This window comes from Duganella sp. GW821-FHT01E12 (assembly GCF_059422325.1).
Window position 1 is genome coordinate 125,541 of record NZ_JBWKWR010000012.1, and the last position, 21,412, is coordinate 146,952.

The 21,412-nt window shown below is 66.2% G+C and carries 22 protein-coding genes; 17 read left to right on the forward strand and 5 right to left on the reverse strand.

Going from position 1 to position 21,412, the window contains the following annotated elements; genetic code table 11:
* Positions 1 to 8 precede the first annotated feature (8 nt).
* From AC07WS_RS25895 to AC07WS_RS25940, 10 genes are all read left to right on the forward strand, one after another.
* Entirely contained in the window at positions 9 to 677 is a 669-nt protein-coding gene (locus tag AC07WS_RS25895; RefSeq protein WP_494731829.1) for a YbhB/YbcL family Raf kinase inhibitor-like protein, read from the forward strand.
* Positions 674 to 1,324: a histidine phosphatase family protein gene (locus tag AC07WS_RS25900; RefSeq protein WP_494731830.1), complete on the forward strand. Its 651-nt coding sequence runs from the start codon at positions 674 to 676 to the stop codon at positions 1,322 to 1,324. The genes AC07WS_RS25895 and AC07WS_RS25900 overlap by 4 nt, the downstream gene beginning before the upstream one ends.
* A gap of 104 nt (positions 1,325 to 1,428) precedes the next feature.
* Entirely contained in the window at positions 1,429 to 2,445 is a 1,017-nt protein-coding gene (gene dusB / locus AC07WS_RS25905) for a tRNA dihydrouridine synthase DusB (protein ID WP_494731831.1), read from the forward strand.
* 107 nt (positions 2,446 to 2,552) lie between these two features.
* Positions 2,553 to 2,786: a helix-turn-helix domain-containing protein gene (locus AC07WS_RS25910; RefSeq protein ID WP_008445162.1), complete on the forward strand. Its 234-nt coding sequence runs from the start codon at positions 2,553 to 2,555 to the stop codon at positions 2,784 to 2,786.
* Between the two features lie 104 nt (positions 2,787 to 2,890).
* Positions 2,891 to 4,477, forward strand: a complete 1,587-nt coding sequence (purH, locus tag AC07WS_RS25915) for a bifunctional phosphoribosylaminoimidazolecarboxamide formyltransferase/IMP cyclohydrolase (protein ID WP_494731832.1) — start codon at positions 2,891 to 2,893, stop codon at positions 4,475 to 4,477.
* 205 nt (positions 4,478 to 4,682) lie between these two features.
* Entirely contained in the window at positions 4,683 to 5,249 is a 567-nt protein-coding gene (ruvC, locus tag AC07WS_RS25920; RefSeq protein WP_494731833.1) for a crossover junction endodeoxyribonuclease RuvC, read from the forward strand.
* A 27-nt stretch (positions 5,250 to 5,276) separates the two neighbouring features.
* Complete coding sequence (ruvA, locus tag AC07WS_RS25925; protein WP_070271126.1) at positions 5,277 to 5,855, forward strand: Holliday junction branch migration protein RuvA; 579 nt, start codon at positions 5,277 to 5,279, stop codon at positions 5,853 to 5,855.
* A 68-nt stretch (positions 5,856 to 5,923) separates the two neighbouring features.
* A complete protein-coding gene (locus tag AC07WS_RS25930; protein WP_494731834.1) occupies positions 5,924 to 6,637 on the forward strand; it encodes a phosphoribosyltransferase in 714 nt (237 codons plus the stop codon).
* A gap of 176 nt (positions 6,638 to 6,813) precedes the next feature.
* Complete coding sequence (ruvB, locus tag AC07WS_RS25935; RefSeq protein ID WP_494731835.1) at positions 6,814 to 7,869, forward strand: Holliday junction branch migration DNA helicase RuvB; 1,056 nt, start codon at positions 6,814 to 6,816, stop codon at positions 7,867 to 7,869.
* The gene (locus AC07WS_RS25940) at positions 7,869 to 8,324 is read left to right on the forward strand and encodes a YaiI/YqxD family protein (protein ID WP_494731836.1); all 456 of its coding nucleotides are present in this window, start codon (positions 7,869 to 7,871) and stop codon (positions 8,322 to 8,324) included. Before ruvB ends, AC07WS_RS25940 begins: the two co-directional genes overlap by 1 nt.
* Here the strand turns inward: AC07WS_RS25940 and AC07WS_RS25945 are convergent, their stop codons facing one another.
* Entirely contained in the window at positions 8,325 to 8,696 is a 372-nt protein-coding gene (locus tag AC07WS_RS25945) for a YbaN family protein (RefSeq protein ID WP_494731837.1), read from the reverse strand.
* 159 nt (positions 8,697 to 8,855) lie between these two features.
* Here AC07WS_RS25945 and AC07WS_RS25950 point away from each other — a divergent pair, with 159 nt between their 5' ends.
* On the forward strand, positions 8,856 to 9,707 hold the full coding sequence (locus tag AC07WS_RS25950) for a spondin domain-containing protein (protein WP_494731838.1): 852 nt from the start codon (positions 8,856 to 8,858) through the stop codon (positions 9,705 to 9,707).
* Between the two features lie 147 nt (positions 9,708 to 9,854).
* On the opposite strand, the gene AC07WS_RS25955 is transcribed toward AC07WS_RS25950, so the two are convergent.
* Positions 9,855 to 10,295 carry a DUF2147 domain-containing protein gene (locus tag AC07WS_RS25955; RefSeq protein ID WP_494731839.1) on the reverse strand — a complete coding sequence of 147 codons (441 nt, stop codon included), beginning with the start codon at positions 10,293 to 10,295 and terminating at the stop codon, positions 9,855 to 9,857.
* Positions 10,296 to 10,403: 108 nt separating this feature from the next.
* Between AC07WS_RS25955 and AC07WS_RS25960 the strand changes: the two genes are divergently transcribed.
* From AC07WS_RS25960 to AC07WS_RS25970, 3 genes are read left to right on the forward strand one after another with little or no spacing between them, the layout of a single operon-like run.
* Positions 10,404 to 11,039: a helix-turn-helix transcriptional regulator gene (locus AC07WS_RS25960; RefSeq protein ID WP_494731840.1), complete on the forward strand. Its 636-nt coding sequence runs from the start codon at positions 10,404 to 10,406 to the stop codon at positions 11,037 to 11,039.
* Complete coding sequence (locus tag AC07WS_RS25965; RefSeq protein ID WP_494731841.1) at positions 11,020 to 12,009, forward strand: ornithine cyclodeaminase family protein; 990 nt, start codon at positions 11,020 to 11,022, stop codon at positions 12,007 to 12,009. The genes AC07WS_RS25960 and AC07WS_RS25965 overlap by 20 nt, the downstream gene beginning before the upstream one ends.
* Positions 12,010 to 12,020: 11 nt before the next feature.
* Positions 12,021 to 12,989, forward strand: a complete 969-nt coding sequence (locus AC07WS_RS25970) for a threo-3-hydroxy-L-aspartate ammonia-lyase (protein WP_494731875.1) — start codon at positions 12,021 to 12,023, stop codon at positions 12,987 to 12,989.
* On the opposite strand, the gene AC07WS_RS25975 is transcribed toward AC07WS_RS25970, so the two are convergent.
* On the reverse strand, positions 12,990 to 14,594 hold the full coding sequence (locus AC07WS_RS25975; protein ID WP_494731842.1) for a phytoene desaturase family protein: 1,605 nt from the start codon (positions 14,592 to 14,594) through the stop codon (positions 12,990 to 12,992).
* 123 nt (positions 14,595 to 14,717) lie between these two features.
* Here AC07WS_RS25975 and AC07WS_RS25980 point away from each other — a divergent pair, with 123 nt between their 5' ends.
* On the forward strand, positions 14,718 to 15,143 hold the full coding sequence (locus AC07WS_RS25980; protein ID WP_494731843.1) for an Lrp/AsnC family transcriptional regulator: 426 nt from the start codon (positions 14,718 to 14,720) through the stop codon (positions 15,141 to 15,143).
* A 230-nt stretch (positions 15,144 to 15,373) separates the two neighbouring features.
* Here the strand turns inward: AC07WS_RS25980 and AC07WS_RS25985 are convergent, their stop codons facing one another.
* The gene (locus AC07WS_RS25985; RefSeq protein ID WP_494731844.1) at positions 15,374 to 18,169 is read right to left on the reverse strand and encodes a valine--tRNA ligase; all 2,796 of its coding nucleotides are present in this window, start codon (positions 18,167 to 18,169) and stop codon (positions 15,374 to 15,376) included.
* A 187-nt stretch (positions 18,170 to 18,356) separates the two neighbouring features.
* Between AC07WS_RS25985 and AC07WS_RS25990 the strand changes: the two genes are divergently transcribed.
* Together AC07WS_RS25990 and AC07WS_RS25995 are read left to right on the forward strand one after the other, a co-directional pair.
* The gene (locus tag AC07WS_RS25990) at positions 18,357 to 19,904 is read left to right on the forward strand and encodes a M20/M25/M40 family metallo-hydrolase (protein ID WP_494731845.1); all 1,548 of its coding nucleotides are present in this window, start codon (positions 18,357 to 18,359) and stop codon (positions 19,902 to 19,904) included.
* A 75-nt stretch (positions 19,905 to 19,979) separates the two neighbouring features.
* Positions 19,980 to 20,795 (forward strand): crotonase/enoyl-CoA hydratase family protein, encoded by an 816-nt coding sequence (locus tag AC07WS_RS25995; RefSeq protein WP_494731846.1) that lies wholly within the window; start codon positions 19,980 to 19,982, stop codon positions 20,793 to 20,795.
* On the opposite strand, the gene AC07WS_RS26000 is transcribed toward AC07WS_RS25995, so the two are convergent.
* Positions 20,792 to 21,346, reverse strand: coding sequence for a TetR/AcrR family transcriptional regulator (locus tag AC07WS_RS26000; protein WP_494731847.1), 555 nt, complete (start codon positions 21,344 to 21,346; stop codon positions 20,792 to 20,794). The two genes, AC07WS_RS25995 and AC07WS_RS26000, sit on opposite strands and share 4 nt — an antisense overlap.
* Between the last annotated feature and the right edge of the window lie 66 nt (positions 21,347 to 21,412).

The window sequence follows — 21,412 nt, forward strand, 5'->3', positions numbered from 1 at the left end:
AGACGAGCATGAAACTTTCTAGCGACAGCTTTCGCAACGGCGGCATGATTCCGGCGGAAAACGCCTTTGCCGCACTGGGGGCGGACGGGCAGGTGAGCCTGGCCGCCAACCGCAATCCGCACCTGGCGTGGCGCGACGTGCCGGCCGGCACCGAATCGCTGGTGCTGCTGTGCCTGGACGGCGACGCCCCGCAGGATGCCAGCGACGTCAACCGCGCCGGCTGCACCTTGCCGGCCAGCCTGCCGCGCGGCGATTTCTTCCACTGGAGCCTGATCGACATCCCGGTCGGCCTGCAGGCGATCGCCGAGGGCGCGCTGTCCGACGGCGTGAGCGCGCGCGGCAAGCCGGGTCCGGCCGCCGCGCTGGACGGCCTGGCGCTGCGCCAGGGCGTGAACGACTACAGCGGCTGGTTCGCGGCCGACCCCGCCATGGCGGGCGACTATTACGGGTATGATGGCCCCTGTCCGCCGTTTAACGACGAGCGTGTCCACCATTACATGTTCCGCATCTACGCGCTGGACACGCCGCGCCTGGAGCTAGCAGGGCGCTTCACCTGCGCCGACGTGCTCAACGCCATTCACGGCCACATCATCGACGAAGCCCAATTGATCGGCACCTATACGCTGAACCCGGCCCAGGCCGCCCAGGCGCGCCGGTCCAGAAAAAAGATTGCATGAAAAACAGCACCATTTTGTTGATACGCCACGGCGAGACTGCCTGGAACGCCGTGCGCCGCCTGCAGGGCCACACCGATATCCCGCTCAACGACGAGGGCGCCCGCCAGGCCGCCGCGCTGGCGCAGGCGCTGGCCGCCGAGCGGGTGGACGTGCTGGTCTCCAGCGACCTGCAACGCGCGATGCAGACCGCGCAGGCCGTGGCCGACCAGTACGACGGCCTGCCGGTGCAAACCGACGAGCAGCTGCGCGAGCGCTGCTACGGCGTGTTCGAAGGCATGCTGTACGCCGAGATCGAGCGCCAATACCCGGCCGAGTACGCGCTGTGGCAGGCGCGCGATATCGACGCCGTGATGCCGTCCGGCGAGCGGGAGGCGGAAAGCTTCCGCCAGTTCTACCAGCGCGCCACCGACGGCATCGCCGATTGGGCGCGGCGCCATCCGGGCCGCACCATCGCCATCGTCGCCCACGGCGGCGTGCTGGAGTGCGCCTACCGCGAGGCGGTGGGCATGTCGCTCGACAGCCCGCGCGACTTCCAGGTCAAGAACGCCAGCATCAACCGTTTCACGTGGTCGGACGGTAAGTTGGCGCTCACCAGCTGGGGCGAAGTGGACCACCTGAGCCTGGCCGCGATGGACGACATCATCTAATGTCAAGACTGCACAGCAGTCGTCCACATAAAAAATAGTGCTTATTAATTGAGCACCCCTTCGGTTAAAATAGAGGGTTCCTTCTTCCCGTTCAGGTATCGCCAGTGCAAATCGGCCCTCATTTACTGCGCAACAATGTTTTCGTCGCCCCCATGGCCGGCGTCACCGACCGCCCCTTCCGTCAGCTGTGCAAGCAGCTCGGAGCCGGCTATGCGGTGTCCGAAATGGCGGCCTCGAATCCGCGCTTGTGGGCGACCGAAAAAAGCTCGCGCCGCACCGATCACACGGGCGAGATGGAGCCGAAGGCGGTGCAGATCGCCGGCGCCGATCCGCAGGACCTGGCCGACTGCGCCCGCTTCAACGTCGAGCGCGGCGCCCAGATCATCGACATCAACATGGGCTGTCCGGTCAAGAAGGTCTGCAACGCCTGGTGCGGTTCGGCCCTGTTGCAGGACGAGGCGCTGGTCCGGCAGATCGTCGAGGCCGTGGTGGGCGCGGTGGACGTGCCCGTCACGCTGAAGTTCCGCACCGGCTGGGACCGCGCCCATAAAAACGCGCTGAACATCGCGCGCATCGCCGAGGACGCCGGCATCGCCATGCTGACCCTGCATGGCCGCACCCGCGCCGACGGCTACACCGGCGACGCCGAGTACGACACCATCGCGGCGGTCAAGCGCTCGGTCGGCATACCGGTGGTGGCCAACGGCGACATCACCTCGCCGGAAAAGGCCCGGTTCGTGCTCGACTACACCGGCGCCGACGCCGTCATGGTCGGGCGCGCCGCCCAGGGCCGTCCGTGGATCTTCCGCGAGATCGACCATTACCTGCGCACCGGCACCCATCTGCCGGCGCCGTATGTGGACGAAGTGCGCGCCCTGATGGATGAGCACCTGCGCGCGCACTATGCTTTTTATGGCGACTACCTGGGCGTGCGCACGGCGCGCAAGCACATCGGCTGGTATGTGCGCGACCTGCAGGGCGGTGAGCAATTCCGCCAGAAAATGAACCTGCTGGAGTCCACCGAAGAACAACTGATTGCCGTCGATCAATTTTTCGAATCCCAGTGGAGTCACGGCGAGCGGTTACAATACCGCCTCCCGCAAGAATTGGAAGCAGCATAAGACGGCGTAGAGAGCCTAAAAAAGTCGGATCAGAAGGGTAGGCGCCGGGGCCACAAGCCCGCGCGGCGATTTACCAGCGTCAACAGATTAAAAGCGAACGATATAAAATGAGCAAAGAAAGTATCCAGGAAGTAGTCCAGAAGAGCCTCGAAGATTACTTCAACGACCTGGGCGAGCAGCAGGCTTCGAACATCTACGACATGGTCGTGCTGACCGTGGAAAAACCGATCCTGGAAGTGGTCATGACGCGCGCCGACGGCAACCAGTCGCACGCCGCGCAGATGCTGGGCATCAACCGCAACACCTTGCGCAAGAAACTGCAAGAACACGGCCTGCTGTAACAGCGCGCGTTTTTCCGGCATGAGTGGCTGGGGACGGCCGCCGTTGCCGCACCCGCAATACCGAATACGTCGTACCTCTATTCAACCACTAGCCCTCTCAAGCCATGATTAAACAAGCTCTCATCTCCGTCTCCGACAAAACCGGTGTGCTGGACTTCGCCCGCGCGCTGTCCGCCATGGGCGTCAACATCCTGTCGACCGGCGGCACCGCCAAACTGCTGGCCGACAACGGCGTGGCCGTGACCGAGGTGGCCGACTACACCGGCTTCCCGGAGATGCTCGATGGCCGCGTCAAGACGCTGCACCCGAAAGTCCACGGCGGCATCCTGGCGCGCCGCGATTTCCCGGAGCACGTGGCCAAGCTGGAAGAACACAACATCCCGACCATCGACATGGTGGTGGTCAACCTGTACCCGTTCCAGGCCACGGTCGCCAAGGACAGCTGCACGCTGGAAGACGCGATCGAGAACATCGACATCGGCGGCCCGGCCATGCTGCGCTCGGCGGCCAAGAACCACAAGGACGTGGTGGTGATCTGCGATCCGTCGGACTATGGCGTGGTGCTGGCCGAGATGAAGGCCACCGACAACGCGCCCGGCTACGTCAGCTACGACACCCGCTTCACGCTGGCCACCAAGGTCTACGCGCACACCGCGCAGTACGACGGCGCCATCGCCAACTACCTGACCAGCCTGGACGCCACCCGCGCCCACGCCAGCCGCAACGCCTATCCGAAGACGCTGAACGTGGCGTTTGAAAAAGTGCAGGACATGCGCTACGGCGAGAACCCGCACCAGTCGGCGGCGTTCTACCGCGACATCGTCAAGACCGAGGGCGCGCTGGCCAACTACCGCCAGCTGCAGGGCAAGGAACTGTCGTTCAACAACATCGCCGACGCCGACGCCGCGTGGGAATGCGTGAAGAGCATGGGCAGCTTCGACCAGAGCGCGGCCTGCGTGATCGTCAAGCACGCCAATCCGTGCGGCGTGGCGCTGGGCGCCAACGCGGCCGACGCCTACAAGCGCGCGCTGCAGACCGATCCGACCTCGGCTTTCGGCGGCATCATCGCCTTCAACGTCGAAGTGGACGCGGCTGCCGCGACCGAGCTGGCCAAGCTGTTCGTCGAGGTGCTGATCGCGCCGGTGTTCACGGCCGAAGCCAAGCAGATCCTGTCGGCTAAGCAGAACGTGCGCCTGCTGGAGATCCCGCTGGGTAACGGCGTCAACGCCATGGACTTCAAGCGCGTCGGCGGCGGCCTGCTGGTGCAGTCGGCCGACTCGAAGAACGTGCTGATCGGCGACCTCAAGGTGGTCAGCAAGCTGCAGCCTACGCCGCAGCAGCTGCAGGACATGATGTTCGCCTGGCGCGTGGCCAAGTACGTCAAGTCCAACGCCATCGTCTTCTGCGGTAACAACATGACGCTGGGCGTGGGCGCCGGCCAGATGAGCCGCATCGACTCGGCCCGCATCGCCTCGATCAAGGCGCAGAACGCCGGCCTGTCGCTGGCCGGTTCGGTGGTGGCGTCGGACGCCTTCTTCCCGTTCCGCGACGGCCTGGACGTGGTGGTTGACGCGGGCGCGACCTGCGTGATCCATCCGGGCGGCTCGATGCGCGACCAGGAAGTGATCGATGCCGCCGACGAGCGCGGCGTCGTCATGCTGTACACCGGCACCCGCCACTTCCGCCACTAATCGGTCGCTGAAACGCGGCCGCAGCTTCGTTGCGGCCCCTTGCCGTGCTAGCGCACTGTCTTCGGCGCCGCGCCTCGCTGCGACCACGTTTCAGCAACCTCATTTAGCATTAGAAGGCCCGCAAGTTTGCACAGTGCGGCGGATCTGCGGGTCCGCCGCACTGTTTTTATATACAGCATTCAATGTTCCCGGTTACAATCCGGGAATGATTATTCTCGGCATCGACCCCGGCTTGCGCACGACCGGCTTTGGCGTCATCCACAAGCAGGGCGCCAAGTTGCGCTACATCGCTTCCGGCACCATCAAGAGCGGCGAGGGCAGCCTGCCGGCGCGGCTGAAGGTGATCCTGGACGGCGTGGCCGAGGTGGCGCGCCTGTACCGGCCCGAATGCGCGGCCATCGAACAAGTCTTCGTCAACGTCAATCCGCAATCGACACTGCTGCTGGGCCAGGCGCGCGGCGCGGCCATCTGCGCGCTGGTGTCGGCCGAGCTGAGCGTGGCCGAGTATTCGCCCACGCAGGTCAAGCAGGCGGTGGTGGGCACCGGACGCGCGGTCAAGGCGCAGGTGCAGGACATGGTGGCGCGGTTGCTGTCGCTGCCCGGCCTGCCCGGCACCGACGCCGCCGACGCGCTCGGCATCGCCATCTGCCATGCGCACAGCCGCGAGACGCTGACCCTGATCGCCGGTGCCGGCCAGGGCACGACCACGACCACGGCCGCGCGCGGCCCGCTGGCCGGCCTGCGCATGAAAAACGGCCGCCTGGTCGGCTAAACCTTCCTCTTTAAAGGCTACAACACGATGATCGGTCGTCTCTCCGGTATTCTGCTTGAAAAAAATCCGCCGCAACTGCTGGTCGACTGCGGCGGCGTCGGCTACGAGGTCGATGTGCCGATGAGCACCTTCTACAACCTGCCCGGCGTGGGCGAGAAAGTGGTGCTGTTCACGCACCAGGCGATCCGCGAGGACGCGCATCTGCTGTTCGGCTTCGGCAACGCCGAGGAGCGCGCGGTGTTCCGCCAGTTGATCAAGATCACCGGCGTGGGCGCCCGCACCGCGCTGTCGATTTTGTCGGGCATGTCGATCGCCGACCTGGCGCAGGCGGTGACGTTGCAGGAGTCGGGCCGCCTGGTCAAGGTGCCGGGCATCGGCAAGAAGACCGCCGAGCGCTTGCTGCTGGAACTGAAGGGCAAGCTGGGCGCGGACATCGGCGCCGGCGGCGCGCACGCCGTGCCGGACTCGCAGTCGGACATCCTCAACGCGCTGCTGGCGCTGGGCTACTCCGACAAGGAAGCCTTGCTGGCGCTGAAGACCGTGCCGGCCGGCAGCGGCGTCTCGGACGGCATCAAGCAGGCATTGAAGGCGCTGTCCAAAGGCTGATACGCCTCAATCGAATCGCAGGCGGCCCCGCCTATGCTCGACCATCGAGCCAAGCGGAGCCGCCGATCATGGACTTGCCGACACGTTTTCCGTGGGACGATTTCCCTGACGTCTTGATCCAGGCGTCAGAACAACACGTCAAACAACATTTCAGCTATCACCGAGCCAAGACGGGCGATGTTCTCGCGTCGGTCAACCTCGTATTGGGGTCGCTTTCGTATGAGACCGTAAATTGCATGAATAGGGATTTCGGTCCTTGTGCACCGGTTTTACTTCCTGTGCTGGCCGAAGAATCAGGAGGTATGAACGCGATTCCCAGGGCGATGGCCGAAGTACTCGGGCACTTGTTGCAATGGAATGTCGAGGGCCGTGTTTTTCAGAGTAACGTTGTAGGGCACACTGGCGCAAGCGGGTTTGTTCGCCTGGCGCGCCAGCCTGTTTTCAAGGGGCGCGTAGAATCTGGCCTACACTACGTGTTGATCGATGATTTTATTGGTCAAGGTGGGACTCTGGCCAATTTGCGAGGCCACATTCTGGCCCAAGGTAGCCAAGTCCTGGGCGCGAGCGTTCTGACCGGAAAGGCCTATTCAGCGACGCTGGTCCCAGCCGGGAAGCAGCTCGCTGAATTAAGGAGGAAACATGGAACAATCGAATTCTGGTGGAGACAGCATTTTGGCTTCGGCTTCGACTGCCTCACCGCTTCAGAAGTCCGATATCTCATTCAGACTGCAACAAGCGAAAGAGTCATTGAACGCTTGGAGGAAGCTGGTCGAGGAAGGTAAAGTTGAGGCTTTGGTTGTACGGTTGGACAGTCTGCCTGAGTTAACGGGACGTGTCCGTATGCTGAGCCAGGCCGAGCAGGAGCAGCTACTCGCTGGTAACGAAATGATAGGGGATTATGTGCGCCGGATATTAAACGCTGCACAGTCTCAGGACAAGAACACTTAATCGAGCATCAATGAGCATCCAGACCGACAGCTTCACCGAACAACGCATCATCGACGCGGCGCCGTCGTCGCCGAACGAGGAGGCGATCGAGCGTGCCCTGCGGCCCAAGCATCTCGATGAATATGTCGGCCAGTCCAAGATCCGCGACCAGCTGGAGATCTTCATCGCCGCCGCGCGCAAGCGCAAGGAGGCGCTGGACCACACGCTGCTGTTCGGCCCGCCCGGCCTGGGCAAGACCACGCTGGCCAACATCATCGCGCGCGAGATGGGCGTGAACCTGCGCCAGACCTCCGGCCCGGTGCTGGAACGCCCCGGCGATCTGGCCGCCATCCTCACCAACCTGGAAGCGAACGATGTGCTGTTCATCGACGAGATCCACCGCCTGTCGCCGGTGGTCGAGGAGATCCTGTACCCGGCGCTGGAGGACTACCAGATCGACATCATGATCGGCGAGGGCCCGGCCGCGCGCTCGGTCAAGCTGGACCTGCAGCCGTTCACGCTGGTCGGCGCCACCACCCGCGCCGGCATGCTGACCAATCCGCTGCGCGACCGCTTCGGCATCGTCGCCCGGCTGGAGTTCTACAACACCGAGGAGCTGACCAAGATCGTCACCCGCAGCGCCGCGCTGTTGAAGGCCAACATCGCGCCGGACGGCGCGGTCGAGATCGCCCGCCGCGCGCGCGGCACGCCGCGCATCGCCAACCGCCTGCTGCGCCGCGTGCGCGACTACGCCGAGGTCAAAAGCAACGGCGACATCACCAAGGCCACCGCCGACGCCGCGCTGGTCATGCTCGACGTCGACACCGTCGGCTTCGACGTCATGGACCGCAAGCTGCTGGAGGCGGTGCTGTACAAGTTCGGCGGCGGCCCGGTCGGCATCGGCAACCTGGCGGCGGCCATCGGCGAGGCGGCCGACACCATCGAGGACGTGCTGGAACCTTACCTGATCCAGCAAGGCTTTTTGCAGCGCACGCCGCGCGGCCGCGTGGCCACGCCGGCCGCCTACCAGCACTTCGGCGTCACGCCGCCGCGCACCAGCCCCAACGGCGAACTGTGGGACCTGTGATGCAGATCTGGGTCGATGCAGACGCCTGTCCGGCGGTCATCAAGGACATCCTGTACCGCGTGGCCGACCGCGTGCCGCTGCAGGTCACGCTGGTGGCCAACCAGCTGCTGCGGGTGCCGCCGTCGCGTCACATCCGCTCGGTGCAGGTGCCGTCCGGCGCCGACGTGGCGGACCAGGAGATCGTGCGCCTGCTGGCGCCCGGCGACCTGGTGGTCACCGGCGACATCCCGCTGGCCTCGGACGTGCTCAAGAAGGGCGGCTACGCGCTCAATCCGCGCGGCGAGTTCTACACCAACGACAACATCGCGCAGATGCTGACGATGCGCGCCTTCATGGACGAGCTGCGCGGCAGCGGCGTCGACACCGGCGGCCCGGCCGCCTTCAGCCAGGGCGACCGCCAGAACTTCGCCAACAGCCTGGACCGTCACATCAGCAAGATGCGGCGCCAGGCCTGATCACTTCGCGGGCAGGCGCAGGGTCGGCACAAAGCGGGTCAGGTAGACCGTCACGCAGGTGCCGATCAGCGGCAGCATGATCTGCAGCCAGGGCTTGTTCACGCGCCACATCGAATAGCCCAGCGACGCCCACATGAAGACCAGCACCCACACCTTGCCGCGCAGGGGGATGCCCTTGCCGTTTTCATAGTCGCGCAGGTATTTGCCGAACACGCGGTTGGTCTGCAGCCAATGGTGCAGGCGCGACGAGCCGCGCGCGAAGCAGGCCGACGCCAGCAGCAGGAAGGGCGTGGTCGGCAGCAGCGGCAGGAAGATGCCGAGGACGCCCAGCACAACGGCCAGACAGCCGACCAGGTTCAGGAATATCTTCATCGTCTCAGGGGCGCTTAGTCGGCGAAGTGGGCGCCGTCCTTACACCGGATACAAAAAATATAAAAATGAAATCATTGTAATGGTGACGTGATGTCATGTGACTAACACGTGCCGCGCATCGGTGCGGCATCCCAATCCCATAATAAAGGAAGACATCAGATGAAACCTTACACTCTCGCCAAGGCCGTGCTGGCCGCATGCGTTGGCCTGTCGGCCTGCGCCGCCCAGGCGGCCGACGTCACCTTCACCTTCACCAACACCGCGCCGGCCGGCGGGGTCGGCGTCGCGCCGTTGTGGCTGGGCCTGCACAGCGGCGGCTTCGACAGCTTCGACGCCGGCAGCGCCGCCTCGGTGGCGATCGAGCGCGCCGCCGAGGACGGCAATGCCAGCGTGCTCACGTCGAACTTCGCCAGCCAGGCCGCCGGCGGCCTGCAGACCACGCTGCCGGGCGGCCCGCGCTTCCCCGGCGCCAGCAGCAGCTTCACGCTGCACAACGTCGACCTGAACGGCGCCAACCGCTACCTGAGCTACGCCGCGATGGTCGTGCTCAGCAACGATTTCTTCATCGGCAACGACGACGCCAAGGCGATCGACCTGTCGTCGCTGGCGGGCGGCGGCAAGCTGTCGCTGGCGCTGGGCGGCGCCGGCCATGTGTACGACGCCGGCACCGAGCAGAACAACTTCGCCTACTCGCTGGCCAACGGCGCCTACGGCATCGGCGGCGGCCAGAGCGGCCCCAACCAGGGCATCGACGAGCACGGCGTGGTGCATGTCGTTACCGGCAATCCCTACCCGGGCTTTGTCGACGACGGCCACTACGTGCCGGCCAACTTCGACTGGACCGCGCTGAATTTCAACAGCCAGCAATCCATCGGCCGCCTGGATATTTCGGTGTCGGCGGTGCCGGAGCCGGACACCTACGCGATGCTGTTCGCCGGCCTCGGCCTGCTGGGCGTGGTCGCGCGCCGCCGCCAGCGGCAGGGCAGGGCCGCGGCGGGCGATATCGCCTGAGTCCGGGCCGGGCGGCGTCTATCCATGCCGGCCTTGCCGGGCGCCCAGTACGCCTTGCTTGGACGCCGCCCGGCCGCCGCGCCCATGAAAAAACCCCGCAGGTCGGCATGCGACTTGCGGGGTTCGGTTGGGTTCGCGCGGCGGTGCTTATTCCTGGCGCACCCACACCTGCGAGCGGCCCAGCATCGGCACGCCGATGTAGCCGCGCACGCTCAGCTTCTTGCCGCCGTCGGTCAGATGCATCTTGCTGCGGTAGACCTTGCCGTTGTCCGGATCGAGGATCTCGCCGCCGTTGTATTCGTCGCCGTCCTTTTTCAGGCCGGTCATGATCACCAGGCCGATGACCGGCTGGTTCTTGCGGGCGTCTTCGCACTTCTCGCATTTGGGATTCTGGTCTTCGGTCGGCGCGCGGAACAGCTGCTCGATCTTGCCTTGCAAGACGCCGTTGGTGTCGGTGATGCGTATCAGCGCTTTCGGCTTGCCGCTGACGTCGTCGATGTTTTTCCACAGGCCGACCGGGGAGCTGTCGTCGGCGAAGGCCGGGGCGATGGACAGCGCGGCGGTGATGATCAAAGCGAGGAATTTCATGTGTAGTCTCCAAGGTGGTTTTATCCATCGAGTGTAGCAAAAAAATGACCGGTCGTACTATTTTATGCGGATTTACACAAATTATCTAAAATAAGATAATATGTGCAAATGAAGAAAACACCCGAACAGCGTAATTTGCTCGAACAGATGAAGCAGGTCGCAGACGGCCTGGGCAAGACCCTGGCGCCGTTCTGCGAAGTGGTGCTGCACGACCTGACCAATCCCGAGCACGCCATCCTGGCGATCCACAACAACCTGTCCGGGCGCGAAGTCGGCGCCCCGGCCACCGAACTGGGCCTGGCGCGCGCCGCCGATCCCGATGTGGCCCAGGTCATCGCCAACTATCCGAACACCTTTGCCGACGGCCGCCGCGCCAAGAGCACCTCGATCGGCATCAAGGACAGCGAGGGGCGCTACGTGGCCGCGTTGTGCATGAACGTCGACCTGACGGTGTTCCGCAGCCTGAACACGCTGCTGACCCAGTTCGGCGCGGTGGACAACGACGCGGCCGTGCGCGAGACGCTGGAGCCGGCCGGCGCCGACGCGCTGCGCGCCCGCATCGACCAGTTCGCCGCGCGCCTGGCCACCACGCCGCGCGCGCTCAAGGCCGAGGAGCGCAAGGCGCTGATGCGCGAGCTCAGGGAATCGGGCCTGAGCGACGTGCGCCGTGGCATGGACATCGTCGCCAACTACCTGAACGTCTCGCGCGCCACGGTGTACAACGATGTCCGCGATGGCCAATAACCCCGCCCATCTGCTGTTGCTGGACCGCGACCAGGCCGCCGCGCTGCTGCAGCCGGACGACGTGCTGGCCGCCGTGCGCGAGTCCTTCCTGCTGCACGCCGGCGGCGACGGCCGCAACTTCCCGCTGGTGCGCGAGGCGCTGCCGGCCGGCGTGTTCGGCATCAAGTCCGGCGGCGCGGCGCCGCTGGACTTGCTGGGCATGAAGGCGGCCGGCTTCTGGCCCGGCAACCGCCGCCACGGCGCGGACGGCCATCAGGCCACGATCATGTTGTTCGATCCGGCCAGCGGCCGGCCGCGGTGCCTGATCGACGGCAACGCCGTCACCACCGAGCGCACGGCGGCGGCCGGCGCGCTGGGCCTGCTGGCGCTGGCGCGCCCGGACAGCGCGGCGCTGTGCGTGTTCGGCACCGGCGTGCAGGGCAGCGCGCACGTGGACTACGCGCTGCGCGTGCTGCCCGGCCTGCGGCGCGTGCGCTACCTGACCTCCGACGGCCGCCGCGATGCGGCCTTCGAAGCGCGTTTCGCGCAACGCTGCGACGTCGCGCCCGGCGCCGGCGCCGACGCGGCGGTGGCCGACAGCGACATCGTCATCACCGCCACCACCGGACGCGGCCCGCTGTTCGCGCCGCAGGCGGTGCGGCCCGGTACGCATCTGAACTGCGTCGGCAGCGACACGCGCGGCAAGCGCGAGCTGGCCGAAGGCGTGCTGGCGCTGGCCAGCGTCTGGGTCGACGACCTGGCGCAGGCGCTGGCCATCGGCGAGCTGCAATGGGCGCCGCGCACGCCGGTGAAGGAGTTCGGCACGCTGCTGGCGCAAGGGGCGCCCGCGCGCCACGGCATCGCGGCGGACGCCATCACCATCTTCGACATGACGGGCCTCGCCCTGCAGGATCTTTCGGTGGCGCGCATGCTGCAACGGCGCGCTTTGGCAACCGGCACAGGCAGCAGCGTGGCCTGGCCATGGCAATGACAAGGACCATGATGAACGATTTGACCCTCCCAACTTACGCCGACGTGGTCGATGCGTCGGAACGCATCGCCGGCCACGCGCACCACACGCCGGTGGCCACCTCGCGCACCGCCAACGACGAACTGGGCGCCGAGCTGTTCTTCAAGTGCGAGAACCTGCAGCGCATGGGCGCCTTCAAGTTCCGCGGCGGCTACAACGCGCTGGCGCGCTTCAGTCCGGAGCAGCGGCGCGCCGGCGTGGTGGCGTTTTCGTCGGGGAACCACGCGCAGGCGATCGCGCTGGCGGCCAGGCTGCTGGGCATACCGGCCACCATCGTCATGCCGCTCGACGCGCCGGCCTCGAAGGTGGCCGCCACGCGCGGCTATGGCGCGCAGGTGGTCACTTACGACCGCTACACCGAAGACCGCGAGCAGATCGGCCGCGACCTGGCGCAGAAGCACGGCCTGACCCTGATCCCGCCGTACGACCACGCCGACGTGATCGCGGGCCAGGGCACGGCGGCCAAGGAATTGCTGGAGACGGTGGGCCATCTGGACGCGCTGTTCGTCTGCCTGGGCGGCGGCGGGCTGCTGAGCGGCTCGGCGCTGGCGGCGCGCGCGATCTCGCCGTCGACCAAGATTTATGGCGTGGAGCCGGAGGCGGGCAACGACGGTCAGCAATCGTTCCGCAGCGGCGCCATCGTGCACATCGAGACGCCGCAGACAATCGCCGACGGCGCCCAGACGCAGCACCTGGGCAAGCTGACTTTCCCCATCATCGCGCGCGACGTCGACGACATCCTGACCGTCAGCGACGAGCAGCTGCGCCACGAGATGCGCTTCTTCGCCGGCCGCATGAAGATGGTGGTGGAGCCGACCGGCTGCCTGGGCTTCGCCGCCGCGCGGGCGATGAAGGACCAGCTGCAGGGCAAGCGCGTCGGCGTGATCATCAGCGGCGGCAACGTCGACATCGACCGCTACGCCGAGCTGCTGCGTCACTGATCAGGCGTATTTCTTCTGCCTGAAATCGCGCAGCACCTCGTGCGCCGCGTTGTGGCCCGGCGCGCCGGTCACGCCGCCGCCGGGGTGGGTGCCCGCGCCGCAGGTGTACAGGCCGGCGATCGGGCCGCGATAGTCGGCGTGGCCCAGCATCGGCCGCGCCGAGAACAGCTGGTCCAGCCCCAGCGCGCCGTGGAAGATGTCGCCGCCGACCAGGCCGAAGGTGCGCTCCAGGTCGAGCGGGCTCATGATCTGCCGGCCCAGCACGGACTGCCTGAAGTTGGGCGCGTAGGTGTTCACGGTGTCTATCATCAAGTCGGCCACGGTGTCGCGGTGCTGGTCCCAGCTGGTGCCGTCGGGCAGCTGCGGTGCGACGTGCTGGCAGAACAGGCTGGCGACGTGTTGGCCGGGCGGCGCCAGGCTGGGGTCCAGCGTCGAGGGGATCAGCACCTCCACGATGGGCTGGCGCGCCCAGCCCAGCGCGCGGGCGTCGTGATAGGCGCGCTCCATGTAGTCCAGGCTGGGCGCGATGATGATGCCGCTGCCGTGATGCTCGGCCATCGCCTTGCCGGGCAGGCAGCTGAAGTCCGGCAGTTCCGACAGCGCCACGTTCATGCGGAAGGTGCCGGAGCCGCAGCGCCAGCCTTCCATGCGGCGCAAAAAGTCGGCGGGCAGGGCGGCTGCGTCCACCAGCGAGGTGTACAGCAGGCGCGGATTGAGATTGGACACCACCACCCGCGCGTCGAGCCGCTCGCCCTTGGCGGTGACCACGCCCACCGCGCGGCCCTTCTCCAGCAGCACCTCGCGCACGCCGCAGCCGGTGCGGATCTCGACCCCGCGCGCCTCGGCCGAGCGCGCCATCGCCTGCGTGATCGCGCCCATGCCGCCGATGGCGTGGCCCCACGCGCCCTTCTTGCCGTTGACCTCGCCGAAGACGTGGTGCAGCAGCACGTAGGCGGAACCGGGCGTGTATGGGCTGGCGTAGTTGCCGACGATGCTGTCGAAGCCGTAGGCGGCCTTGATCGGCGCGCTCTCGAACCAGCCGTCCAGGTAGTCGCCGGCCGACTTGGTGAACAGGTCCAGCAGCTCGCGCTGGGTGGCGATGGGCAGCTTGCGCATGCGGTTGCCCAGGCCGCCGGCCTTGATCAGCTCGGGCAGGGCGCTGAGCCAGCCGCCCTGGACCAGGTTGGGCGGCGTTTGCAGCACGGTGTCGCGCAGCAGCCCGGCTGCCGTTTCCAGATGCCGGGCGTAGGCTTGCAGGCGGCCGGCGTCGCGCGGCGAGAACTTCGCCACCTCGGCCTCGGTCTGGCCGGCGCCGATTTTCAGGTAGCGGCCGTCGTCCAGCGGCAGGAAATTCGACAGCGGCCGCTCGACGATGTGGAGGCCGTGTTTTTTTAGTTCCAGATCGTCGATCACCTTGGGGTTGAGCAGCGACACGGTGTACGCCGCCACCGAATTGCGGAAGCCGGGATGGAATTCCTCGGTCACCGCCGCGCCGCCGACCACGCCGCGCTGCTCCAGCACGGTGACCTTCAGGCCGGCCTTGGCCAGATAGTGGGCGCACACCAGGCCGTTGTGGCCGCCGCCGATAATGATCACGTCGCGCATCGATACTCTCCTCGGATTCAGAAGCATCATTGTGCGGACGTCGTCGGCAAATTGCATTGCGCAGGCCGACGAATTGCGGGAATATACTGAGCAAAATGACGAACACTTCGGCAAAAGGAAATAATGGACGACATCGATCAGCAATTGCTTGCCCTGTTGCGCGAGAACGCGCGCGCCACCACGAGCGATCTGGCGCGCAAGCTCGGGCTGTCGCGCACCACGGTGCAAAGCAGGATTGAGCGCCTGGAGCGAACCGGCGTGGTGATCGGCTACACGGTGCGCACCAGCGCCGACCATCGTGCCGGACTGGTGCGGGCGCTGGTGATGATCACGGCCACGCCCAAGCTCACGCCCGGCATCGAACGGGCCCTGCGCAAGTTCGCCGCCGTGCGCACGCTGCACTCGGTGAATGGAATCTACGACTTCATCGCCGGCGTTGAAGCCGGATCGGTGGAGGAGCTCGATGCCGTAGTGGACCGCATAGGCGCGCTCGACGGCGTAGAACGTACCGCCACCTCAATCCTGATGACGACCCGCATCGATCGCTAAAATTTGGGTCAATAAAATTGAGGGCAAATAAAATTGGGGTCAAGTCTGGCATTCGGACACGAGCTCAGCCGTAAGCGGTCGGTTACGGCTGAGCTCGTGTCCGAATGTCAGACTTGACCCCCCGGGTTACGCTGAGTTCGTGTCCGAATGCCAGACTTGACCCCAGTTGTTCGGCGTTAAAAAAGCCGCGCGGCTTGCACCGGGCGGCTTTCGGCTGGAGCCTGACGGGATCAGGCGGCCGGCAGCTTGGCGAACTGCTCGCGCATCTTGTCCAGCGTGGCCGAGAAGTTGGCGACGCGTTCCTTCTCCTGCGCCACCACCTCGGCCGGCGCGCGGGCGACGAAGCTCTCGTTCGACAGCTTGCCGTTGGCCTTGTTGATCTCGCCTTCAACGCGGGCGATCTCTTTCGACAAACGCTCGCGCTCGGCCTTCACATCGATCTCCACCTTCAGCATCAGCTTGGTTGTGCCGACGATCGATACGGCGGCCGGCGATTCCGGCAGCGCGTCGACGATCTGCACCTCGGCCAGCTTGCCCAGCGACTGGATGTACGGCGCGAACACCTCCATCGCCGCCTTGTCCGCCGCATTGGTCGGCTCGACGATCAGCGGCACGCGCAGCGACGGCGCCAGTTGCATCTCGCCGCGCAGGTTGCGGGTGGCGTCGGTCAGCGCCTTCAGTTGCTGCATCCACGCCTCGGCCGATTCGTCGATGGCGGCGGTGTTGGCGATCGGGTAGGGCTGCATCATGATCGAGTCGCCAGTCTTGCCTGCCAGCGGCGCGACGGCCTGCCACAGCGCCTCGGTGACGAACGGAATGATCGGATGCGCCAGGCGCAGCACCACTTCCAGCACGCGCAGCAGCGTGTGGCGGGTGGCGCGCTGCTGGCCTTCGGTGCCGCTCTGCACCTGCACCTTGGCCACTTCCAGATACCAGTCGCAATACTCGTCCCACACGAACTTGTAGATGGTCGAGGCGATGTTGTCGAAGCGGTAGTCCTCGAAGCCCTTGGCCACGTCCAGCTCGGCCTTCTGCAGCAGCGAGATGATCCACTTGTCGGCGTTCGACAGGTCGGCCACGCTGGCCGAGCAATCCTTGCCCTCGGTGTTCATCAGCACGAAGCGGGTGGCGTTCCACAGCTTGTTGCAGAAGTTGCGGTAGCCTTCGGCGCGGCCCAGGTCGAAGTTGATGTTGCGGCCCAGCGAGGCGTACGACGCCATCGTGAAGCGCACCGCGTCGGTGCCGTAGGCGGCGATCCCCTCCGGGAACTCCTTGCGGGTGGCCTTGGCGATCTTCTCGGCCGCCTTCGGGTTCATCAGGCCGGTGGTGCGCTTCTCCACCAGCGCCTCGACGCCGATGCCGTCGATCAGGTCGATCGGGTCCAGCGTGTTGCCCTTGGACTTGGACATTTTCTGGCCGGTCGAGTCGCGCACCAGGCCGTGCACGTACACGGTCTCGAACGGCACCTTGCCCGTGAAGTGCGCGGTCATCATGACCATGCGCGCCACCCAGAAGAAGATGATGTCGAAGCCGGTCACCAGCACCGACGACGGCAGGAAGGCCTTGATGTCGGGCGTTTCCTCCGGCCAGCCGAGAGTCGAGAACGGCACCAGCGCGGACGAGAACCACGTGTCGAGCACGTCGTTGTCGCGGGTCAGCATGCCGGTGCTGCCGGCGGCGTGCTGCTTGGCGCGCGCTGCTTCCTCGGTTTTGGCGACGAAGACGTTGCCCTTTTCGTCGTACCAGGCCGGGATCTGGTGGCCCCACCACAGTTGGCGCGAGATGCACCAGTCCTGAATGTTGTTGAGCCACTGGTTGTAGGTGGTGCTCCAGTTTTCCGGCACGAACTTGATCTCGCCGCTGGCGACCTTGTCCAGCGCGGTCTCGGCGATCGATTTGCCTGGGAAGAAAGTGCCTTCCGGCGCCGGCTTGCTCATGGCGACGAACCACTGGTCGGTCAGCATCGGTTCGATGACGACGCCGGTGCGGTCGCCGCGCGGCACCATCAGCTTGTGCGGCTTGATCTGTTCCAGCAAGCCTTGCGCTTCCAGGTCGGCGACGATCTGCTTGCGCGCGGCGAAGCGGTCCAGGCCGCGGTAGGCGGCCGGCGCTTCGTCGCTGATCTTGGCGTCCAGCGTCAGGATGGATGGCATGTCCAGGTTGTGGCGTTGGCCGACGGCGTAGTCGTTGAAGTCGTGCGCGGGCGTGATCTTCACGCAGCCGGTGCCGAATTCCTTGTCGACGTATTCGTCGGCGATGATCGGGATCTCGCGTTCCGACAGCGGCAGCTTGAGCATCTGGCCCACCAGCGACTGGTAGCGCTCGTCGGTCGGGTCCACCGCCACGGCGACGTCGCCCAACATGGTTTCGGGACGGGTGGTGGCCACGGTCAGCGTGCCGCTGCCGTCGGCCAGCGGGTACTTGATGTACCACATCGAGCCGTCTTCCTCTTCCGACACCACTTCCAGATCCGAGACGGCGGTGCCCAGCACCGGATCCCAGTTGACCAGGCGCTTGCCGCGGTAGATCAGGCCCTGTTCGTGCAAACGCACGAAGACGTCGGTGACGACCTTCGAGCGCGGCTCGTCCATCGTGAAGTATTCGCGCTTCCAGTCGGGCGAGGCGCCCAGGCGGCGCATCTGGCCGGTGATGGTGGAGCCGGATTTCTCTTTCCACTCCCACACCTTCTTGACGAACTCTTCGCGGCCCAGGTCGTGGCGCGAGATTTTCTGCGCGTCCAGCTGGCGCTCCACCACGATCTGCGTGGCGATGCCGGCGTGGTCGGTGCCGGGGATCCAGGCGGTGTTGTGGCCCAGCATGCGATGGTAGCGGGTCAGGCCGTCCATGATGGTCTGGTTGAAGGCATGGCCCATGTGCAGGGTGCCGGTCACGTTCGGCGGCGGCAGCTGGATGCTGAAGGACGGTTTGCCGGCGTCGAGGGTGGCGGTGTAGTAACCGCGCTGTTCCCACTCGGTGCGCCAGAATTGTTCAATGTCGGCAGGCTCGAAAGACTTGGCTAATTCCATGATTTGGCAGCTTAAATTTGGAGAAACAACCATTATAGATGACGCGGCAAGCCATGAGCAGATCGCCGCTTGTTAAACTCTGGACATTTCCCGCTCCGGTGTCGAATTCCGCAAGATTTTTGACTCGCCCCGCCGAAGAGCATACCGTTGCCCGTCCCTACAATGTTTTTTTGACATGGAGACGGAAATGACAACTCGACTCATTGCTGTGCTGACCGCCGGCCTGCTGGCCGGCGCCTCGGCTTCCGCACTGGCCCAGTCCGACAAGGTCTGGATCAGCGTCGGCGACGCCGCCTATGCGCAATTGCAGAAGGTGGCGCCGCAGGCGCTGGCGCGCGAGAGCCGCGCCAGCTTCGCCGCCCGGCCGGGCCACGAGCGGGTCCACCTGGTCGAGGTCGACGAGCAGCAGATGCTGGCGCTGTCGGCCGCCGTGCACCGCAAGCTGCGCCGCTGCGGCGGCTTCATGTTCCACGCCAGCGAGGCGGCCGGCATCGCCGCGCTCACGCCGCCCAAGGCCGGCGCCGCGCAACTGGCCGTGGCGCGGCCGTCGTACGCGATTGACCAGCAAAGCGTGGTCAACCCCATGCTGACGCAAATGCAGGCCAGTAACATCGGCCAGACCATCGTCGACATGTCGGCCTACGCCAACCGCTACTACACCACCAACAACGGCGTCAACGCCTCGAACTGGCTCAAGCAGCGCTGGGCCACGATGGCGGCCGGCCGCAGCGACATCGCCGTGACCCAGTACACGCACGCCTCGTGGCCGCAGAAGTCGGTGATCCTGACCATCACCGGCACCGACAACCCGAACGAGGTGGTGGTGCTGGGCGGCCACCTCGACTCGATCAATCAGGCCGGCACCGGCGAGACCACCAGGGCGCCCGGCGCCGACGACGACGCCTCCGGCATCGCCAGCCTGACCGAGGTGCTGCGGGTGATGATCGCCAGCGGCTACAAGCCGCGCCGCACCATCAAGCTGATCGGCTACGCCGCCGAGGAGGTGGGCCTGCGCGGCTCGCAGGACATCGCCCAGAACCACCAGGCCAACAACGTCAACGTGGTCGGCGTGATGCAGCTCGACATGACCAACTACCAGGGCTCGGCCGACGACATCTACCTGTTCACCGACTACACCGACAACGCGCAGAACACCTTTGTCGCCAACCTGATCGCGACCTACCTGCCGACCCTGAAGGTCGGCCACGACCAGTGCGGCTACGCCTGCTCCGACCACGCCTCGTGGAACGCGGCCGGCTACTGGACGTCGATGCCGTTCGAGACGGCCATGGGCGAGGACGATCCCTACATCCACACCGCCAACGACACCTACGCCAACACCGGCAACCAGGCCGACCACGCGCTCAAGTTCGCGCGCATGGCGCTGGCCTACGCGGTCGAGCTGGGCAGCGACGGCCCGGGTGTGACGCCGCCGGCCGATCATAGCGAGACCTACACCGGCACCTTGAGCCGGGGCCAGACGCGCGCCTACGGCCCGTTCGCGGTGGCCGCCAACGGCAGCTTCAAGGCCACGCTCGGCGGCAGCGGCGACACCGACCTGTACGTGCGCAAGGCCGGCCCGGCCAGCACGAGCAGCTACGACTGCAAGTCCGACGGCCCCACCAGCACCGAGAGCTGCAGCGTGTCCTACGCCGCCAACGGCAACGCCTACGTGCTGCTGAACGGCTACGCCGCGTCCAGCTACACGCTGACCGTGAGCTATCCGCCGCAGTAGAGGCGACCGGGCGGCCGGCTTGTTGCGGCCGCCCCATCTGCGGTATTCTTGCGCGATACCCAACAGGAGACCGCCATGCCCAGCTTTGAAACCCTCACCCTCGACGTCGCCGACCACATCGCCACCGTGCGCCTGAACCGCCCGGAAAAACTCAACGCCATGAACCTGGCGATGTGGCACGACATCCGCAGCGTCTTCCAGCACATCGACGCCACGCCGGAGATCCGCGTGGCGATCCTGGAGGGCGAGGGCAAGGCCTTCACCGCCGGCATCGACCTGCAGATGATGATGGGCCTGGGCGCGCAGATCCGCGACGAGTGCGACGGCCGCACGCGCGAGAACCTGCGCCGCATCATCCTCGACCTGCAAGACACCCTGACCAGCCTGGAGCGCTGCCGCAAGCCGGTGCTGGCCGCCGTGCACGGCGCCTGCGTGGGCGGCGGCATCGACCTGATCTGCTGCGCCGATATGCGCTACTGCGCGGACGACGCCTGGTTCAGCATCAAGGAGATCGACATCGGCATGACCGCCGACGTCGGCACGCTGCAGCGGCTGCCGCGCCTGATCGGCGAGGGCATGGCGCGTGAGCTGGCCTACACCGCGCGCCGGGTCGACGCCGCCGAGGCGAAGGAGATCCGCCTGGTCAACCGCGTGTTCGACTCGCCCGAGGCGCTGCGCGCCGGCGTGCGCGCGCTCGCCGCCGACATCGCGGCCAAGGCGCCGCTGGCGATCCGCGGCGTGAAGGAAATGATCGGCTACGCGCGCGACCACTCGGTGGCCGACGGCCTCAACTACAACGCCACCTGGAACGCCGCCATGCTGATGTCGGCCGACCTGCAGGAGGCGATGATGTCCGGCATGGGCAAGCGGCCGCCGGCGTTCAGGGACTAGCCGCCCAGCGCGGCCCGGGCCAGCGCGTCGAGCTCGCGCTGCATGGCGGCGATCGGCGGCGGCTCGGGCGCGTCCACCCACCAGGCCATCGCCTCGACCACGCCGCCGGCCACGAAGCGGGCCACCCATGGATGCGCCGCCGCCGGGTGGGCCCGCCGTTTCAGTTCGATCTGCACCAGCTGGCACACCATGTGCCTGAACCGGCGCGCCACGCCCTGTCCGCCGCGCCTGCCGATGGCCGCGCGGAAGACGTCGCGCTGCTGCGCCATGTGCTCCAGCAGGCCGGCCAGGAAGTGGCAGTCCGCCTGCCCGGCCTCCGCCGTCTGCGCCGCGATCATGTCGCGCAGGTCGTTCAACCCCGCCGACAGCAGCTCGTCCTTGCTCTGGTAGTGCACATAGAAGGTTGAGCGGCCCACGTTCGCCCGGTCGCAGATCTCCTGGATGGTCAGCTGGTCCCAGCCGCGCAGCGCCATCAGGTCCAGCATCGCGTCGCGCAGCGCGGCCTTGGTCTTGAGGACGCGGCGATCCGGTTCGGGGGGGCGGTCGGTCATGGGGTTCCTGGACATTAAGCGGCGGATTGTCTGCTATCGGACACCGGCCCGGCCTGCGCGCTGTCG

Coding starts and splice junctions, on each gene's coding strand:
- ruvC (WP_494731833.1), top strand. CDS start 4,683: ATGATTATTCTCGGCATCGACCCCGGCTTGCGCACGACCGGCTTTGGC.
- AC07WS_RS25995 (WP_494731846.1), top strand. CDS start 19,980: ATGCCCAGCTTTGAAACCCTCACCCTCGACGTCGCCGACCACATCGCC.
- AC07WS_RS25990 (WP_494731845.1), top strand. CDS start 18,357: ATGACAACTCGACTCATTGCTGTGCTGACCGCCGGCCTGCTGGCCGGC.
- AC07WS_RS25980 (WP_494731843.1), top strand. CDS start 14,718: ATGGACGACATCGATCAGCAATTGCTTGCCCTGTTGCGCGAGAACGCG.
- AC07WS_RS25930 (WP_494731834.1), top strand. CDS start 5,924: ATGGACTTGCCGACACGTTTTCCGTGGGACGATTTCCCTGACGTCTTG.
- AC07WS_RS25955 (WP_494731839.1), bottom strand. CDS start 10,295: ATGAAATTCCTCGCTTTGATCATCACCGCCGCGCTGTCCATCGCCCCG.
- AC07WS_RS25965 (WP_494731841.1), top strand. CDS start 11,020: ATGTCCGCGATGGCCAATAACCCCGCCCATCTGCTGTTGCTGGACCGC.
- AC07WS_RS25940 (WP_494731836.1), top strand. CDS start 7,869: ATGCAGATCTGGGTCGATGCAGACGCCTGTCCGGCGGTCATCAAGGAC.
- AC07WS_RS25975 (WP_494731842.1), bottom strand. CDS start 14,594: ATGCGCGACGTGATCATTATCGGCGGCGGCCACAACGGCCTGGTGTGC.
- ruvA (WP_070271126.1), top strand. CDS start 5,277: ATGATCGGTCGTCTCTCCGGTATTCTGCTTGAAAAAAATCCGCCGCAA.
- AC07WS_RS25970 (WP_494731875.1), top strand. CDS start 12,021: ATGAACGATTTGACCCTCCCAACTTACGCCGACGTGGTCGATGCGTCG.
- AC07WS_RS25910 (WP_008445162.1), top strand. CDS start 2,553: ATGAGCAAAGAAAGTATCCAGGAAGTAGTCCAGAAGAGCCTCGAAGAT.
- purH (WP_494731832.1), top strand. CDS start 2,891: ATGATTAAACAAGCTCTCATCTCCGTCTCCGACAAAACCGGTGTGCTG.
- AC07WS_RS25895 (WP_494731829.1), top strand. CDS start 9: ATGAAACTTTCTAGCGACAGCTTTCGCAACGGCGGCATGATTCCGGCG.
- AC07WS_RS25950 (WP_494731838.1), top strand. CDS start 8,856: ATGAAACCTTACACTCTCGCCAAGGCCGTGCTGGCCGCATGCGTTGGC.
- AC07WS_RS25945 (WP_494731837.1), bottom strand. CDS start 8,696: ATGAAGATATTCCTGAACCTGGTCGGCTGTCTGGCCGTTGTGCTGGGC.
- AC07WS_RS26000 (WP_494731847.1), bottom strand. CDS start 21,346: ATGACCGACCGCCCCCCCGAACCGGATCGCCGCGTCCTCAAGACCAAG.
- ruvB (WP_494731835.1), top strand. CDS start 6,814: ATGAGCATCCAGACCGACAGCTTCACCGAACAACGCATCATCGACGCG.
- AC07WS_RS25960 (WP_494731840.1), top strand. CDS start 10,404: ATGAAGAAAACACCCGAACAGCGTAATTTGCTCGAACAGATGAAGCAG.
- AC07WS_RS25985 (WP_494731844.1), bottom strand. CDS start 18,169: ATGGAATTAGCCAAGTCTTTCGAGCCTGCCGACATTGAACAATTCTGG.
- AC07WS_RS25900 (WP_494731830.1), top strand. CDS start 674: ATGAAAAACAGCACCATTTTGTTGATACGCCACGGCGAGACTGCCTGG.